We start from the raw sequence: 16034 nt of genomic DNA, 5'->3' as shown, positions 1-16034 counted from the left end.
CGTGACGAGCAACAGCGTGAACTGGGCAGGCAACCTCAGCTACTCCGCCGAGCGGGTCGAGCGCCCCCGCACCCTCGACGAGCTGCGGGAGCTCCTCGCGCAGGGCGGCACGGTGCGTGCCCTCGGCTCGCGGCACTCGTTCAGCGACGTCGCGGACACCACGGGCGTCCACGTCCAGGTGGACGCGCTCGACGACGGGCGCCCGTCCGTCGACCTCGACCCCGTCACCGGGGTGGCCTCGGTGAACGGCGGCCTGCGGCACGGCGAGGTCGCCACCGCCCTCCAGGAGCGCGGCCGGGCCCTGAGCAACCTCGCGTCGCTCCCGCACATCTCCGTCGCCGGCGCCGCCGCCACCGCGACCCACGGCTCGGGCGACCGCAACCAGAGCCTGGCGAGCGACGTGGTCGGCCTGGAGCTCGTGACCGCCGACGGCGACCTCCGCACGCTGCGTCGCGGCGACGCCGACTTCCCCGGAGCCGTGGTCTCCCTGGGCGCTCTGGGCGTCGTCACCCGGGTGGAGCTCGCCACCAAGCCCGCGTTCGACGTGCGCCAGGACGTGCTGACGGACCTGCCGTGGGACGCCCTGCTGGAGAACTTCGACGCCGTGACCGGCAGTGCCTACTCGGTCAGCCTCTTCACGGGGTGGGCGGAGCCTGCGGTGCGCCAGGTCTGGCGCAAGGCCGTGCAGGAGAGCGACCGCTCCGCCGTCGGCCACCAGGGCGACGACGACGTCCTGCTCGCCCTGGGCGCGAAGCCCGCCTCCGGCCCGCTCCACCCGATCCCGGGCGTCGACCCCGCTGCCTGCACCGCCCAGCTCGGCGTGCCCGGCCCGTGGCACGAGCGGCTGCCCCACTTCCGGCTGGACTTCACGCCCTCGGCAGGTGACGAGCTCCAGTCGGAGTACCTCGTCCCCCGGACGCAGGCCGTGGCCGCCATCGAGGCGATGCGACGCCTGGCACCCGTCGTGGCGCCGCTGCTGCTGACCACGGAGATCCGCACGGTCGCCGCCGACGACCTCTGGCTCAGCCCGTTCGACCAGGACTCCGTGGGGATCCACTTCACCTGGGTGGCCGACTGGCCGGCGGTGCGCTCGGTGCTGCCGCGCGTCGAGGAGGCGCTGCTCCCGCTGGGCGCCCGCCCGCACTGGGGGAAGCTCTCGACGGTCGCCGCGGCCGACGTCGCCGCGCTGTTCCCCCGTTTCGAAGCGTTCCGGGAGCTGGCCGGCCGGCTGGACCCCGAGGGCCGGCTGCGCGGCGGGTACGTCGAGCGGCTGCTGGCCGGCTGACGCATGATCGGGGCATGAGCGGATCGGCGACCACCGCGACACCTGCCCCCCGCGAGGAGTGGACGGGGCAGGTGGGCTTCATCCTCTCCGCCGTCGGATCGGCGGTGGGGCTCGGCAACATCTGGCGGTTCCCCGGCGTGGCCTACGAGAACGGGGGCGGGGCGTTCATCGTCCCGTACCTGATCGCGCTGCTCACCGCGGGCATCCCGATCCTGTTCCTCGACTACGCGATCGGGCACCGCTTCCGGGGGTCCGCCCCGCTGGCGCTGCGCCGGCTGTCGCGCCGGCTCGAGGCGCTCGGCTGGTACCAGGTGGCGATCTGCTTCGTGATCGCCGTCTACTACACGGCGGTCATCGCCTGGGCGCTCAGCTTCTTCGTCTTCTCGTTCGACCTGCGCTGGGGCGACGACACCGCGGGGTTCTTCGTGGGCGACTACCTCCAGGTGGCCGACGTGGGCGGTGCCGACCCGTGGTTCACCCTCGACGTCGTGCCCGGCGTGCTGGTCCCGCTGCTGCTCGTCTGGCTCGTCACCATCGTGGTGCTCGCCGCGGGGGTGGCGCGTGGCGTCCAGCGCGTGAACGTCGTGTTCATGCCCCTGCTGCTCCTGGCGTTCGGGGCGCTGGTGGTGCGGTCGCTCTTTCTCCCCGGCGCCGCCGACGGGCTGGACGCGCTGTTCTCGCCCGACTGGGGAGCGCTCACCGACCCGAACGTGTGGATCGCGGCGTACAGCCAGATCTTCTTCTCGCTGTCGATCGCCTTCGGGATCATGATCACCTACGCGTCGTACCGGCGTCGGCGGGCGAACCTGACCACGCCGGGGCTGGTCGTCGCGTTCGCCAACTCCAGCTTCGAGATCTTCGCGGGGATCGGTGTCTTCGCCGCGCTCGGCTTCCTCGCCCACGACCAGGGTGTTGCTGTCGCCGACGTGGAGGGACTGACCGGCCCCATCCTGTCGTTCGTCACGTTCCCCGCCATCGTGTCGCAGATGCCGGCGGGCCCGGTGTTCGGGGCGCTGTTCTTCGGCTCGCTCGTGATGGCGGGCTTCACGTCGCTGATCTCGATCCTCCAGGTGGTGTCCGCGGCGTTCCAGGAGAAGTTCGGCTGGACCCGCAGCCAGGCGGCGTGGCGCATCGGCGGCGCGGCCGCCGTCCTCTCGGTCCTCTGCTTCTCGACGACGACGGGGCTGATCGCCCTCGACACCGTCGACAACTGGGCGAACAACATCGGCATCGTGAGCTCGGCCGTGCTGGTGTGCGTGCTCGTGCTATGGGTGCTGCGCCGCGGCGAGGAGCTGCGGTTTCATCTCAACGCCGTCTCGACGGTCCAGGTGGGTCACTGGTGGACGGTCTGCGTCGCCGTGCTGGGGCCGGTGGTGCTCGGCTACATGCTGGTCTCGCGCATCGTCACGCTCCTGACCGACGGGTACGAGGGCTACGCGCCCGGATATCTCGCCGCCGCGGGGTGGGGCACCGTCGCGCTCCTCGTCGTGCTGGCGCTCTCGCTGACACGGGCCCGCTGGCGGGTGGACCCTGACCTGTTCGACGTCTGGCCGCGGTACCGCGGCGGCCGGGGAGGTGAGGCCCGATGAGCACCGGGGCGATCGTCCTGCTCGTGCTGGCCCTCGTGATCGTGTGGGGCGGCCTGGCCGTGAGCATCGCGGTGCTCGCCCGGCAGCCCGACCGCGCCGAGTGGCCGCAGGGCTGGCCCGAGGAGGCGGAGCGGCTCGACGCCCGGGAGGCGGCTCGCGACGCCGAGGCACCGACCGAGCGCGACACCTGAGGAGTGGTGGCCGTCACGTGTGACCTTCGCCGCGACCCGGCGGTTTCCGGCTGCCCGCGCCCGCCGCGTGACGGAGACTCGACGTGAGGCGCGTGCGCCGTCGGGTCCTCTGATCCCCACATGACAGAGCTCTGGGCACCGGACGGCGCCGTCCGTACCCTCGGGCGCCTCGCTCGCCGACCCGAGACCCGGAGACCTTGATGCGCAAGCCCACCGCCCTGAAGCCCACCGCGACCGCCGTCGTCGTGCTGGCCACCGCCCTGGCACTCACCGCCTGCACCGACGCGTCGCAGCAGCTCGGCGGTGGCGCCACGGACGGCGCGAGCGCCGCCCCGTCCTTCGACCCGTCCGCCGTGGCCAAGGACGACGCGATCGCCGCGATGCTCCCCGCCGACGTGGTGGCCGACGGCGTGCTGACGGTCGGAACCGAGACGAGCTACGCACCCGCCGAGTTCGTCGCGGCCGACGGCCGGACGCCCGTGGGGTTCGACATCGACCTGGTGCACGCGATCGGTGCCGTGCTCGGTCTCGACACAGAGGTCCAGTCGTCCGAGTTCGCCGGGATCATCCCCGCCGTCGGCTCCAAGCTCGACCTGGGCGTCTCTGCCTTCACGATCACACCCGAGCGCCTCGCGGAGGCGAACATGATCAGCTACTTCATGGCCGGGTCGCAGTTCGCCGTCGCCGCCGGGAACCCCGAGGGCGTCGACCCCGCCGCGCTCTGCGGCCTCACGGTGGCCGTCCAGACCGGCACCATCCAGGACGAGGAGCTCGACACGCTGTCGGCCGACTGCGCCGCCGCGGGCGACGAGGCGATCGAGATCCTGCGCTACGACTCGCAGGCCGACGCGACGACGAACCTCGTGGGCGGCAAGGCCGACGCCACCTACGCGGACTCGCCGGTGGTCGCCTACGCGGTGGCCCAGACCGGAGGCCAGATCGAGACGCTGGGCGAGGTGCGTGACGCCGCCCCCTACGGAGTGGTCGTCGCCAAGGACGACGCCGAGCTCACCGCCGCGGTCCAGGCCGCCCTGCAGAAGCTCATGGACGACGGGACGCTGACGGAGATCTTCGAGACCTGGGGCAACGCCGAGGGCGTGCTTGAGACCGCGGAGCTGAACCCGGCCGGCTGATCCCGCCGACGACCACGAGAGAGGTGAGCATGGCTACGGACTTCGAGCCGCTCCGCGCGCGGCCCGTGCCGCGCCCCGGACGGTGGGTCTCTGCCGTGATCCTGCTCGTCCTGGCCGCCATGGCGGTCAACGGGCTGGTCACGAACGACAACTTCCGCTGGGACGTGGTGTGGCTGTACCTGCGCGACGTCGTGGTGGTGCGCGGCGTGATGTGGACGCTGGTGCTCACCTTCGGCTCCATGGCGATCGCCGTGGTGCTGGCAGTCACGCTCGCCGTGATGCGGCGCAGCGACAACCCGATCATGCGGTGGGTGAGCTGGTTCTACATCTGGTTCTTCCGCGGCACGCCGATCTACACCCAGCTCGTGTTCTGGGGTCTGCTCGCCGTCCTGTATCCGCGGCTGTCGCTGGGCATCCCCTTCGGGCCGGAGTTCTTCGTGTTCTCCACGCAGGACGTCATCACGGCGTTCTGGGCGGCGCTCCTCGGCCTCGCGCTCAACGAGGCTGCCTACCTGGCGGAGATCGTGCGCGCCGGCCTCGGCTCCGTCGACCCCGGCCAGGCCGAGGCCGCGAAGGCGCTCGGCATGAAGGACTCCGTGATCCTGCGCCGGGTGGTGCTCCCGCAGGCGATGCGGGTGATCGTGCCGCCCACAGGCAACGAGAGCATCTCCATGCTGAAGACCACCTCGCTGGTGCTGGCCGTGCCGTTCACGCTGGACCTCACGTACGCCACCGACGCGATCGGCAACCGCACGTTCCTGCCCATCCCGCTGCTGGTGGTCGCCGCCTTCTGGTACCTGCTGATCACGAGCCTGCTCATGGTGGGCCAGCACTACGTCGAGCGGTACTACGGGCGCGGCTTCGGCACCGCGACGGGGCCGCGCCGCGGCGGGGGCGGCCCCGGCCGCCCCGGCCGCCAGGCGGCGATCGCCGATGCCGGGACCGTGAAGCACGACCCCTTCCTGGAGGTGACCCCATGAGCGAGGCGACCGCTACGCCGGAGGCGACCACACCGTCGTCGGGCACGCCGATGGTCCAGGTGCGGGGCGTGCACAAGGTCTTCGGGCACGGGCCGCACGGCGTGCACGTGCTGCGGGGCGTCGACCTCGACGTGGCGCGCGGGTCGGTGACGGTGGTGCTCGGGCCGTCCGGGTCCGGGAAGTCCACGCTGCTGCGCTGCGTCAACGAGCTCGAGGAGGTCTCCGCGGGTTCGGTGCACGTGGGCGGCGAGCTCATGGGCTACCGGCGCGACGGGGCGGGCCGCCTGCACCGGCTGCACCCGCGCGAGATTGCGCGGCAGCGGGGGCGCATCGGGATGGTCTTCCAGCGGTTCCACCTGTTCCCGCACCTCACGGCCCTGGAGAACGTCATGGAGGCGCCCGTCCAGGTGCGCGGGCTCCGCCGCGCGGCAGCCCGGCAGCGGGCGCTCGAGCTCCTCGACCGGGTGGGGCTGGGAGACCGGGTGGACCACTATCCGGCGCAGCTGTCGGGTGGCCAGCAGCAGCGCGTCGCCATCGCGCGGGCGCTCGCCATGGATCCGGAGCTGATGCTGTTCGACGAGCCGACGTCGGCACTGGACCCCGAGCTCGTCGGGGAGGTGCTGGGCGTGATGCGCGACCTCGCCGCGGACGGCATGACGATGATCGTGGTCACGCACGAGATCGGGTTCGCCCGCGAGGTGGCCGACCACGTCGTGTTCATGGACGAGGGCGTCATCGTCGAGGAGGGCACGCCCGACCAGGTGCTGGGGGCGCCGCGTGAGCCGCGGACGAAGGAGTTCCTGTCGCACGTGCTCTGACGTGAGTGGAACGTCCCAGGGGGTCCGGTGCGTCTTGGGGGCATGGTAGACACGAGACGCAGGTCGCTCGGCCGCCGGCAGCCCAGGGGGTGCCGGTCATGGCCGACGTCGCAGTAGACCCGCCGGGCACGGTGATCGACGCGGACCCGGGTCCGCACGTCGAGGTGATCCGGACAGGTCTGACCGCCGTAGAGCAGTTCACAGTATTCGCGCAGGTGAGCGGTCCGGCGCTGTACCGGATCGCGTACCTCCTCTGTGGTGACGAGCACCGCGCGAAGGACCTGGTCCAGCTCGCGCTGGAGCGCACGTACCGCGCGTGGGGCCGGGTGGGCGACGGTGACCCGTTCGCGTACGCGCGCCGGGTCCTCGCCACCGCCCGGATCGACGGCTGGCGGCGCACCCGCCGGGAGACCGTCACCGACACGCCGGAGCGGTCCGACGCCGCGGCCGCGCCTGACACCGCCCACGACGTCGCCGCGCGCGACGAGGTGGTCCGTGCCCTGCTCACCCTGTCGGTCAAGCAGCGCCGCGTCGTCGTGCTGCGCTACCTGCTCGACCGGTCGGAGGCCGACACCGCAGACGAGCTGGGCATTGCCGTCGGCACCGTCAAGTCCACCGCGGCGCGTGCGCTCGCGCGCCTGCGCACCGTCCTGAGCCCCGAGGGGGAGAACCGGTCATGAACACCATCGAGGACCGTGCGGTGAGCGCGGACGAGGCCGACCTGATCCGGCGCATGCGGGAGGCAGGCACGGCGGTGGTGCCGCCGCCGTCGTTCAGCTCCGCCGACCTGGCCCAGACCGCGGTGCGCAAGGTCCGGCGCCGCCGGGTGGCGCTGTCGGTCTGCGGGGGTGTCGCGGTGGTAGGTCTGGTGACCGCCGGCGTGGTCCAGGCGCTGCCGGACCCGACGACGGTGGTGACGCCGGGCGTCTTCCAGGCGTCGGTGCCGGCGTCCGCGTCGGTGACGGACCCAGCGTCCGACCCGGCCGCGGCGTCCGCGCCGGACCCGGTTTCCGCGCCCGTGTCGTACCTGCCGACCGGGGGCGGCGAGCTGCCCGCTGTCGAGGGCATCCGGAACGGCTGGACCGACGGTGCCGGGGCGAACCCCTACTACGTCGCAGGGCTCGTGTACAACCTCCCTGGATCCGACTGGGAGGCGATCGGCGACGTGGGCGGCAACCCGGACCAGGCCCGTTGGAAGGCCTTCGAGGGGCCGTCGACCGGTGGGGCGGAGATCGACATCAGCCACGTGCCCGACGCGTCCGGCTGGGTCGTCCCCGCCCGCGACTCGGGGGCGAGGACCTTCGAGCTGCCCGGCGCCGACTACGTGACGGTGGTCGAGGAGGCGCCTGTCGTCGAGGGGCTGGCCCGCTGGACCACCCACGTGCGCCACGAGGGCCAGGGCTGGATCCTCACCGTGAACCTGCCCGACACCGCTGAGGGGGAGCAGGCGTTCCGGGACTTCCTCGGGAACCTGTGGTTCGAGGACCTCGGTGAGCCCGAGTGGTACGACCCGACCTACACCTATCCCGAGGTGGGCGAGGTGACCCCCGGGGTGCCTGCCGGGTGGCAGGTGGTCACGACCGACACGCTCACCTATGCCGTCCCGCCCGGCTGGACGAGCACGGCGATCGAGGGCAACTACGGCCCGGGGCTCGAATGGGTCGGCCCGTTCGCGGCGGAGATCGAGCTGCCGGTGGGTGGCAGCGGCGAGTCCGGGCTGCCCGCCGACCCGAACGGCGGCACCCGGACCGAGCCCACGCACTGGAACATGTTCGTCGAGCTCGGCGACATCGGTGCGGTCGACTTCACCGCGGGCTCCGGCATCAAGCCGCAGCCGGTCGAGGTGCCCGGAGCGGACGAGGCCCAGGTCGACGTCTCCTCGGGCCCGTACTGGGCGGACCAGGAGATCGAGGCGCTCTCCGCGGACGTCGCGCTGCACGGCGCCGACGGGGGCCGCAACGTCCGGCTGATCATCAGCCTGCCGGCCGGTGAGGAGGGCATGGGGATCCTGCGGGGCATCCTGGGCTCGCTGTCCTTCTGATTCGACGATCCAGCACCCCGGTGGAACCTTCCGCCGGGGTGCTGCGTGTTCCGCTCGTGACAGTGACCGCGGGAAGACCCGCCGAGAGGGTGGTGATGATTCCCCTCGACCTGCCTGTGGACCTCGGACCCGAGCGGGGCCTCGGGACCGTACTGTCCTCCGACGTGGACGACGACGGGGCGGAGGGTGATCACGACGTCGTCGTACGGGTGACGCACGCGAGCCTCAACGCCGAGTTCACCGAGTTCATGCGGTCCGCCAAAGACCCGCTGCACCGGATGGCGTACCTGCTGTGCGGTGACGCCCACCGGGCGGAGGAGCTGACGCAGCAGGCGTTCGAGCGCACCTACCGGTCCTGGCACAAGGCCCGGCAGGGAGACCCCCTCGCGTACGCGCGCCGCGTCCTCGCCAACCTGCGGATCGACACGTGGCGGCGCACGCGCCGTGAGGTGCTCACCGGACCCGACGGCCTGCCGCACACGGCCGCCCGGGGCGAGCGACCGGCGTCGGGCACCGTGGACGACCGTGATGCCGTGGTGCGGGCCCTGCTGCACCTGCCGCTCAAGCAGCGGCGCGTCGTGGTGCTGCGGCACCTGCTCGACCTGTCCGAGGCGGAGGTGTCCCACGAGCTCGGGATCCCCGTCGGCACCGTGAAGTCCACCGCGTCGCGGGCGCTCGCCCACCTGCGCGCGATCCTCGATCTCCAAACCTTGGGTGGTACGCGATGAACGTCCTTGATGACCGCGCCCGTGACGACGACTTCGTCGCGCGCCTGCGCGGCGCGGTGGCAGAGGTGCCACCGTCGGGTCTCGACCTGGACGAGGTGCTGCGCGCCAGCCGCCGCAAGGTGGCGATCCGTCGTGGCGTGATCGGCATGGCCACAGCATGCGCCGTGGGAACCGCCGGCCTGGGGGCCGCGGTCGCGCTGCCGGTGCTGATGCCGGGCCTGTCGGGCGTCACGGAGGCCGCGCTCGTGGGGTCACCAGGCGGGGCGGCGCCCTCGACGGCGATCCTCTCCGAGCACGCGATGGTGGCAGCCGGGGTGATGGCGCTGAAGGAGCCGTTGACCGTCGAGTCGATCAACGGCAGCGTGCGGCTGGACCTGGGTGTCCAGCCGGGCTGGCTGGCGGACGGTTCGCTGCTCTACGCCGACACGATCCCGACGGCAGGCACGGGCGCCCAGCTCCGGGTCGGGGTGGACGACGCCGCGACGACGGCGCACGGCCTGGTGGTGGTGTCCGGGGGAGGAGGGGAGCGGGTGCTGGTCGGCCTCGGAGAGGACGACCCGACGGTGCTGATGGCGGATCCCGTCCTGCTCGTCCTCGACCGGCCGGTGGAGGGCAAGGACGGCGAACGTACCAATGTCGTGGAGCTTCCGCCGCTGCCGACGTTCGCCGACGACGAGACGCTCTTCTATGCGGCGGTGCTCGACGCGTCGGTGCCCGAGGTGCGCGGGGTCGTGACCTACTCCAACACGTCCGACGAGGCGTGGGTGGAGTCGTGCATCCACGTCGGCAATGCCTGCCGCGCGCGGTTCTATCCGGGCGGTGGTGCGCAGGACGGCCACCCATGGCCGCCCGAACCCGTGTCGACGGACCCGGTGGTCGCGATGCTCGTGGACCGGCTGACCGGCCGGCCGCCAGGCGACCGGCAGACCGCCGACCTCGAGGCCTGCCTGGACGCGCGGGGGACGACGTACGACGTCGCCGCGACCGATCTCGCCCGGCCCGCCCCCGACGGCGTGCCGCAGGACGTGTGGACCACGTGCCAGCTGGACCTGGAGGACGCCCGTCTCATCGCCGACGAGCTCGCTCTCCAGGCACTGCGCGCGACAGCACAGGAGGGGATCACCCCCTGACGTCGCCGCGGAGGGGGCCGTGGCCAGGGCTCCGCAGGGAACCGTGGCCACAGCCCCCTCCGCGGCTATGCCGGGGAGGCTACTCGCCCCCCTCGCAGGCGATGCCGTTGCCGTTCCTGTCCAGGGCCTGCCGGTAGCCCGGCTGGCCCTGCTGGATCGGTGCGGCGCCCGCGTCACGGGCCTGCTTGCAGTCCCAGAACCAGGCCTGCTGGTTGTTGTTGTCGTCGTCGTTGTTCTGCTGCTGCTGTTGCTGGCTGGCGAGCGCCGTCTCCCTCGTCTGGAGGTCGGCTTCCTTGGTGGCGAGCGCCGTCTCGCGAGTCATCAGGTCTGCCTCACGCTGCGCGACGGCCGCCTTCTGCTCGTCGAGCTGCTGCTGCGCCGCGGCGATCTCGGCCTCCCGCTCGTCGACCGTCGAGACCATCGCCTGGGCGTCCTGGATCTTCTGGTTCGCGTCGGCGGTCGAACCGGCCATGACGACCGTGCCGATGATGACGCCGAGCGCCACGCCCGCGACGCCGACGCCGGCGAGCAGGCCGCCACCGGGCCGGGTGCCGGCCGGACGAGCACCGGGGCCGCCCGGGCGGGGGCCGCCCGGTCCGCCCGGGCCTCCAGGGCCCATGGGTGCGGCCGTGGCCGGCGGCTTGGGCGCGGTGGCGTTGCGCAGAGCGCGGAGCACACCCTGACCAGCGGCGACGATGCCGCGCGGCTCGCCTGGCCCGACGGCGCCCGCGGGCTGGCCGGGGCCGTACGGACCGGCGCCGTACGGGCCGGGCATCGGCTGGCCGTACTGGCCCGGCACCGGCTGCCCGGGCATGGGCTGCCCAGGGCCATAGGGGCCGGGTACCGGCTGCCCGTATCCGCCTGGGCCGGCCGGGTGCTGCCCGGGAACGGAGGCGGGCGGTCCTGGGGCGTACTGCCCGGGCACGGGCTGGCCGGGGGCCATCCGGATCGGCGCCATGGTCATGGTCGCGTCGGCCTGGGGGTGACCTGCCGCGGCGGGTGCGTAGGTCGCGGCCGACGGCGTGACCGTCTGGATGGACTGCGTCCGCGTCTCCTCGCGGCGCCCGGCTGGGGGCGCGGTCGAGGCCCCGGCGGGTGAGCCCGCGGGGCCGCTCACGAGCGCCGGCCCGCCCACCACCGTGGCGGCCTCGCTCGGAGCCGGAGCCGGAGCCGGAGCCGGAGCCGGAGCCGGAGGTGGCGGTGGCGGCGTGGACGCCGGCTCCTCGACCCAGTAGTCCCAACCGGGCGGGGCCGGGGGCCAGGCAGGATCGGGGGTCCAGCTCGCGTCCGGACGGAAGCCTGGGGGCACTTGCCAACCCGGCGGCGGGTTGAAGCGCACGGCCATGGTCACTCCTTCAGATCGGTGCGGCCCCACTATCGGCCATGTGGGGCTGTTCGCGCCAGGGCCTGTCAGCCCGAACCGGACATTTCTATCGCGTCTTGGGCGGGCGGCGTGTCAGAGGTCACTGGTAGACCTGGGACATGTTCCTCCTGGAGCGGGACCAGCCTGCCACGCTCGTGCACTCGGCCAGTGACCTCGTCGTCGCCGCAGAGTGCGAGCTGCGCCTGCTCCGGCGGATGGACGAGCTGCTCGGCAGGGTCCCGCGCCAGGGCCCCACCGAGGACGAGATGCTCGCTCGCACGGCCGAGCTCGGGGCCGCGCACGAGGCTCGGATGCTCGAGAAGCTCGTCGCCCGGTACGGCCGGTCCGACGGGCTGGGCCCCGGGGTGTACGAGGTCCCGCCCGCGGGCCGCACCACCGCCGAGCGGCTGGGGGAGGCGCACGACGCCACGCTGGTCGCCATCGAGGCGGGCGTCGACGTCGTCTACCAGGCCACCTTCTTCGACGGCAGCTTCTACGGACGGGCCGACTTCCTGGTCCGCGAGGACCTCCCGGGTGGTGCGTCCCGTGGTGTCCCGAGGCCCCGGTACGCGGTCCACGACACCAAGCTCGCGCGCCGAGCCAAGGTCACCGCGCTGCTGCAGCTCGCCGCCTACGCCGACCAGCTGCGGTCTGCGCACGTGGACCCCACCGACCACGTGCACCTGGTCCTGGGCACCGGCGTGCCGTCGTCGCACCGTCTCGCGGACCTCCTGCCGCTGCTCCGGCAGCGGCGCGAGCGCATGCTCGCGATCCTCGCGGAGCACGTGGCCGACGACGCCCCGGTCGTCTGGGGCGACGGACGGTACCGGGCCTGCGGTCGCTGCGAGGTGTGCGCCACCGAGGCGGAGGCGCACCGGGACGTGCTCACAGTGGGGGGCGTGTATGTGACCCAGCAGGCGCGGCTCGCCGCCGCGGGCATCCGCACCATCGACGAGCTCGCGGTCGCCGACCAGGCACCCGAGGGGATGTCGGCGTCCGCGTTCGACGGCCTGCGCCTCCAGGCGCGCCTTCAGCTCGGGCTGGAGCAGGGGCACGGCTCGGTCCCCGTCGAGGGCGGCGACCTGCGGTGGCTCCTGACATCGCCGGAGACGGTCGACCGCCTCCCGCCCGCCGACGACGGCGACGTGTTCTTCGACTTCGAGGGCGACCCCCTGTGGGAGGACCCGGGCCGCGCCTACGGGCTCGACTACCTCTTCGGCCTGGTGGTGCGTCCCGGCAGCGACTGGACCGAGGCCCCGGGAGCCCGCACGGTGTGGCGCACCCCGGAGGGCTCACCGCCGTTCGTGGGCTTCTGGGCCGACGACCTGGAGCAGGAGAAGCAGGCGCTCGTCGACTTCGTGGACTATCTGCGCCGCCGGCGGGAGCGGTACCCCGGTCTGCACGTCTACCACTACGCGCCCTACGAGAAGACGCACCTGCTCTCGCTCGCCGCGCGGCACGGCGTCTGCGAGGAGGCGGTGGACGACCTGCTCCGGGACGGCGTCCTCGTGGACCTCTTCACGGTGGTGCGGCAGAGCGTGCGGATCTCCGGCCGCTCCCGCTCCATCAAGAAGCTCGAGCCGCTCTACATGGGCCAGAAGCGCACGGGCGAGGTGACCGACGGCGGCGCCTCCGTGGTCGCGTTCGCCACCTACACCGCGCACCGGGAGGCGGGCGACGTCGCCGCTGCCGAAGCCCTGCGCACGGCGATCACCGAGTACAACCGGTACGACTGCGACTCCACGCTGGAGCTGCTCGGCTGGCTCGGCCGGGCGAGGTCGCAGGTGTACGGACCGCCTCCGGCGCGGCCTCAGGCCCTGACTCTGGACGAGCGCATCGACCGGCAGGCGGCCGCCGACGTGGAGGCGGGGGAGGCGGGGGGAGGTGCTGCAGCCGGCGGTGCCGACGCTCGGCCGGTGAACGAGACGCGGGCGCGTCGGGAGGCCCTCGAGACGGCGGTGCGCGAACGCGTGGCCGCCCGGGACGCGGAACGACGAGCCGCAGGGGTGGAGGAGCGCGACGCGGACACGCAGGCGCTCGCCGTGCTGGGAGCGGCCGTCAACTACTGCCGTCGGGAGGAGAAGCCCTTCTGGCAGGCTCACTTCGCCAGGCTGGAACAGCCCGTGGACGAGTGGCCCAGCCGCAGGTCGTGGTTCCACGTGGAACGTTCCGAGGTGGTCTCGTCCTGGGCCGTGCAGGAGGGCCGCCAGTCCCGCGGCCGCGTGCTGGCGCTCGACGGGCGGCTCGCCGAGGGCTCCGAGCTCGGGGTCGGAGCGACCGTGAACGTGCTGTACGAGCCCCCGTTGCCGGCGGCCCTCGGGGAACCCGGGCCCGGTGCCTTCCGGGTGTGCCACTCGCGGGCAGAGATCCTCTCCGTCGACCCGCACCCGCACGACCCTGCCCTCTCCGTCGTCACCGTCGCGGAGCGGCTGCCTCGGCGTCTCCCCGACGGAGTGGCCGTCGAGGACGCGTGCTACGACAGCCCGCCCATGGCGCTCGCCGTGGCAGCGGGCCCGCGGCACGACGCCCAGGAGCAGGCGGTCGAGGACGCCGCCCGGGACGCGCTCGACGTGTGGGACCACACCGGGGCCCTGCCCCGCACAGCCGTGACGGACCTGCTGCGGCGCGTCCCACCCACGCTCCTCGGCGGAGAGGCGCTGCCCAGACCTGGGCGTCCCGGATCCGGCGCAGCCGCCGACCCGCTCGCCGAGGCCGTCTACCAGGCCGCTCTCCGGCTCGACCGCACCACGCTGTCCGTCCAAGGGCCGCCCGGGACCGGCAAGACGCACGTGGGCTCCCACGTCATCGCCCGGCTGGTCAGCGAGCACGGCATGCGGGTGGGGGTCGTCGCCCAGTCGCACTCGGCCGTGGAGAACCTCCTCCGGGCGGTGGTGACCAAGGCAGGGCTGCCCGCTGACCAGGTCGCCAAGAAGAAGCGTTCAGGTCCCGCCGCCGACGTGGCCCCCGACGTCCCCTGGACAGAGCTCGGCAATGCTGACCTCGCCGCGTTCGCCGAGGCAGGCCGTGCCGACGGCTGCGTCGTGGGCGGCACGGCTTGGGACTTTGCCGACTCCCGGCGGTGGCCCGCGGAAGGGCTCGACCTGCTCGTCGTGGACGAGGCGGGTCAGTTCGCGCTCGCGGACGCGGTGGCCGTGGGCAGGTCGGCGAGGAACCTGCTGCTCCTCGGGGATCCACAGCAGCTTCCCCAGGTCAGCCAAGGGCTGCACCCCGAGGGAGTGGCGGGCTCGGCGCTGGCATGGGTGGCGGGGGGCCACGACGTGCTGCCCGCCCACCTCGGCTACTTCCTCGACGTCTCGTGGCGCATGCACCCCGACCTGTGCGCGGCGGTGTCCCGGCTGTCCTACGAGGACCGGCTCGCGGCTCATCCCCGGGCAGCGCGCCGCGCGCTCGTCGGGGTCCCGCCGGGAGTCCGGACGGTACACGTCCCGCACGTCGGCAACGTCGTGTCCTCACGGGAGGAGGCCGCGGAGGTGGTCCGGCAGGTGCGGTCCGTCGTGGGCTGCGCCTGGCGGGACGGTGACGCGCCGGCCCGGGCGCTCCAGGCGGAGGACGTCATCGTCGTGGCGCCCTACAACGCCCAGGTGACCACAGTCCGTCGCGCGCTCGCCGACGCAGGCCTCGGAGGCACAGAGGTGGGGACCGTCGACCTCTTCCAGGGCCGGGAGGCGCCGGTCGTGGTGCTGACCCTGGCCGCCTCCTCCCCGCACGACGTGACGCGCGGGATGGGCTTCCTCCTCGACCGGCACCGCGTCAACGTTGCGGTATCCCGAGGTCAGTGGTGCGCCGTCGTGGTGCACTCGCCGGACCTGACCGAGTTCTGGCCGCACACGGTGGAGGGCGCCGAGGACCTGGGCGCGTTCCTTGCACTGACGGGCCGGGCCTGACGGGCCGGGCCTGACGGCCTGCCCGCCGCCCGCCCCGCCGGCCGACGGTCTAGAAGTCGCCCCCGCCGAAGTCCCCACCGAAGTCGCCGCCACCGAAGTCGCCCCCGAAGAAGCCACCTCCGTCGCCTTCGGCGGCGACGTCGCCCGCCCCGGCATCAGCGCCGAGGTCGGCCTCCGCACCGGCCTCGGCACCCGGGTCGGCTCCTGCCTCACCCTCGCCTCCGGCGAACTCCTGGCCCGGGTCGCCGAACTCGGGCCCGAACATGGCGTCCGCGATCGCCGATCCGATCACCACACCGGCGATCGTGCCGAGCAGGCTCCCGCCCACCATGGCGCCGAAGCCTGGCCCACCGCCCCCGAAACCGCCCCGCGCACCAGGTCCGCCCTGGCCGCCGAACGTGTTCAGCAGGGTGCCCGGCTTCCGCACCTCGGCGCGCGTGGCCATCCGGGCGAGGGAGCGGGGGTCGTCTGCGGTGGTGCGCTCGGACTCGGGCACCTGGTTCGACAGCTGCTCGAGCACCTGGCGGCGCTGCTCGGGGGTGAGCTGGGCGAACGCCTCGGCGTGCGCCTCCTCCACCGCGTCCGGGGGTGCTGTGCGCAGGAGGTACTTGTAGCGCTCGATGGCCACCTCGTCCTCGCTGCGGCCGGTGGACGCCGCGGAGCCGTACGCCGGTGCGTCCTGCGGCTGGTACCCGCCGGCCCGGCCTGCCAGCGGTGTGCCCTGGTAGGTGCCTGGCCGGTAGCCACCGGCGGCCTTGTCGCGCGGCTCGCGCCCGAGAAGTCGGTCGAGGAAGCCCATGGTCGTGCCCTTCGTCGTGGCTGGAGTGTCTCCCACCCAGCCTCCTGGGAATGGCAACGGCCCGCACTTTCC

General features: G+C 73.3%; 13 protein-coding genes. 11 read left to right on the top strand and 2 right to left on the bottom strand.

Annotated features, from left to right (window positions below):
- Position 1: 1 nt before the first annotated feature.
- From AC060K_RS17665 to AC060K_RS17620, 10 genes are all read left to right on the top strand, one after another.
- Positions 2-1285 carry an FAD-binding protein gene (locus tag AC060K_RS17665; protein ID WP_483766656.1) on the top strand — a complete coding sequence of 428 codons (1284 nt, stop codon included), beginning with the start codon at positions 2-4 and terminating at the stop codon, positions 1283-1285.
- 14 nt (positions 1286-1299) lie between these two features.
- On the top strand, positions 1300-2874 hold the full coding sequence (locus tag AC060K_RS17660; protein ID WP_483766655.1) for a sodium-dependent transporter: 1575 nt from the start codon (positions 1300-1302) through the stop codon (positions 2872-2874).
- Complete coding sequence (locus tag AC060K_RS17655) at positions 2871-3065, top strand: methionine/alanine import family NSS transporter small subunit (protein WP_483766654.1); 195 nt, start codon at positions 2871-2873, stop codon at positions 3063-3065. The genes AC060K_RS17660 and AC060K_RS17655 overlap by 4 nt, the downstream gene beginning before the upstream one ends.
- A gap of 200 nt (positions 3066-3265) precedes the next feature.
- A complete protein-coding gene (locus tag AC060K_RS17650; protein WP_483766653.1) occupies positions 3266-4198 on the top strand; it encodes an ABC transporter substrate-binding protein in 933 nt (310 codons plus the stop codon).
- Positions 4199-4227: 29 nt separating this feature from the next.
- Positions 4228-5178 carry an amino acid ABC transporter permease gene (locus AC060K_RS17645; protein ID WP_483766652.1) on the top strand — a complete coding sequence of 317 codons (951 nt, stop codon included), beginning with the start codon at positions 4228-4230 and terminating at the stop codon, positions 5176-5178.
- Complete coding sequence (locus AC060K_RS17640) at positions 5175-5996, top strand: amino acid ABC transporter ATP-binding protein (RefSeq protein WP_483766651.1); 822 nt, start codon at positions 5175-5177, stop codon at positions 5994-5996. The genes AC060K_RS17645 and AC060K_RS17640 overlap by 4 nt, the downstream gene beginning before the upstream one ends.
- Positions 5997-6094: 98 nt before the next feature.
- On the top strand, positions 6095-6676 hold the full coding sequence (locus AC060K_RS17635) for a SigE family RNA polymerase sigma factor (protein WP_483766650.1): 582 nt from the start codon (positions 6095-6097) through the stop codon (positions 6674-6676).
- Positions 6673-8037: a hypothetical protein gene (locus AC060K_RS17630; protein ID WP_483766649.1), complete on the top strand. Its 1365-nt coding sequence runs from the start codon at positions 6673-6675 to the stop codon at positions 8035-8037. The genes AC060K_RS17635 and AC060K_RS17630 overlap by 4 nt, the downstream gene beginning before the upstream one ends.
- Positions 8038-8132: 95 nt before the next feature.
- Complete coding sequence (locus AC060K_RS17625; RefSeq protein ID WP_483766648.1) at positions 8133-8765, top strand: SigE family RNA polymerase sigma factor; 633 nt, start codon at positions 8133-8135, stop codon at positions 8763-8765.
- Positions 8762-9895, top strand: a complete 1134-nt coding sequence (locus AC060K_RS17620) for a hypothetical protein (protein ID WP_483766647.1) — start codon at positions 8762-8764, stop codon at positions 9893-9895. Before AC060K_RS17625 ends, AC060K_RS17620 begins: the two co-directional genes overlap by 4 nt.
- Before the next feature lie 79 nt (positions 9896-9974).
- Here the strand turns inward: AC060K_RS17620 and AC060K_RS17615 are convergent, their stop codons facing one another.
- Positions 9975-11240 carry an excalibur calcium-binding domain-containing protein gene (locus tag AC060K_RS17615; protein WP_483766646.1) on the bottom strand — a complete coding sequence of 422 codons (1266 nt, stop codon included), beginning with the start codon at positions 11238-11240 and terminating at the stop codon, positions 9975-9977.
- Between the two features lie 137 nt (positions 11241-11377).
- Between AC060K_RS17615 and AC060K_RS17610 the strand changes: the two genes are divergently transcribed.
- Positions 11378-15163: a TM0106 family RecB-like putative nuclease gene (locus AC060K_RS17610; RefSeq protein WP_483766645.1), complete on the top strand. Its 3786-nt coding sequence runs from the start codon at positions 11378-11380 to the stop codon at positions 15161-15163.
- A 49-nt stretch (positions 15164-15212) separates the two neighbouring features.
- Here the strand turns inward: AC060K_RS17610 and AC060K_RS17605 are convergent, their stop codons facing one another.
- Positions 15213-15998 (bottom strand): hypothetical protein, encoded by a 786-nt coding sequence (locus tag AC060K_RS17605; protein WP_483766644.1) that lies wholly within the window; start codon positions 15996-15998, stop codon positions 15213-15215.
- Between the last annotated feature and the right edge of the window lie 36 nt (positions 15999-16034).

The sequence above is a fragment of the Antribacter sp. NEAU-D49 genome (genome assembly GCF_057158775.1).
The sequence above is the reverse complement of the archived record's forward strand: the minus strand, read 5'-3'. Positions and strand labels throughout refer to the sequence as shown.

Excerpts from the sequence above, each read along its gene's own strand:
- AC060K_RS17640 (WP_483766651.1), top strand. The coding sequence starts at position 5,175 with ATGAGCGAGGCGACCGCTACGCCGGAGGCGACCACACCGTCGTCGGGC.
- AC060K_RS17645 (WP_483766652.1), top strand. The coding sequence starts at position 4,228 with ATGGCTACGGACTTCGAGCCGCTCCGCGCGCGGCCCGTGCCGCGCCCC.
- AC060K_RS17630 (WP_483766649.1), top strand. The coding sequence starts at position 6,673 with ATGAACACCATCGAGGACCGTGCGGTGAGCGCGGACGAGGCCGACCTG.
- AC060K_RS17660 (WP_483766655.1), top strand. The coding sequence starts at position 1,300 with ATGAGCGGATCGGCGACCACCGCGACACCTGCCCCCCGCGAGGAGTGG.
- AC060K_RS17610 (WP_483766645.1), top strand. The coding sequence starts at position 11,378 with ATGTTCCTCCTGGAGCGGGACCAGCCTGCCACGCTCGTGCACTCGGCC.
- AC060K_RS17620 (WP_483766647.1), top strand. The coding sequence starts at position 8,762 with ATGAACGTCCTTGATGACCGCGCCCGTGACGACGACTTCGTCGCGCGC.
- AC060K_RS17655 (WP_483766654.1), top strand. The coding sequence starts at position 2,871 with ATGAGCACCGGGGCGATCGTCCTGCTCGTGCTGGCCCTCGTGATCGTG.
- AC060K_RS17625 (WP_483766648.1), top strand. The coding sequence starts at position 8,133 with ATGATTCCCCTCGACCTGCCTGTGGACCTCGGACCCGAGCGGGGCCTC.
- AC060K_RS17650 (WP_483766653.1), top strand. The coding sequence starts at position 3,266 with ATGCGCAAGCCCACCGCCCTGAAGCCCACCGCGACCGCCGTCGTCGTG.
- AC060K_RS17635 (WP_483766650.1), top strand. The coding sequence starts at position 6,095 with ATGGCCGACGTCGCAGTAGACCCGCCGGGCACGGTGATCGACGCGGAC.
- AC060K_RS17615 (WP_483766646.1), bottom strand. The coding sequence starts at position 11,240 with ATGGCCGTGCGCTTCAACCCGCCGCCGGGTTGGCAAGTGCCCCCAGGC.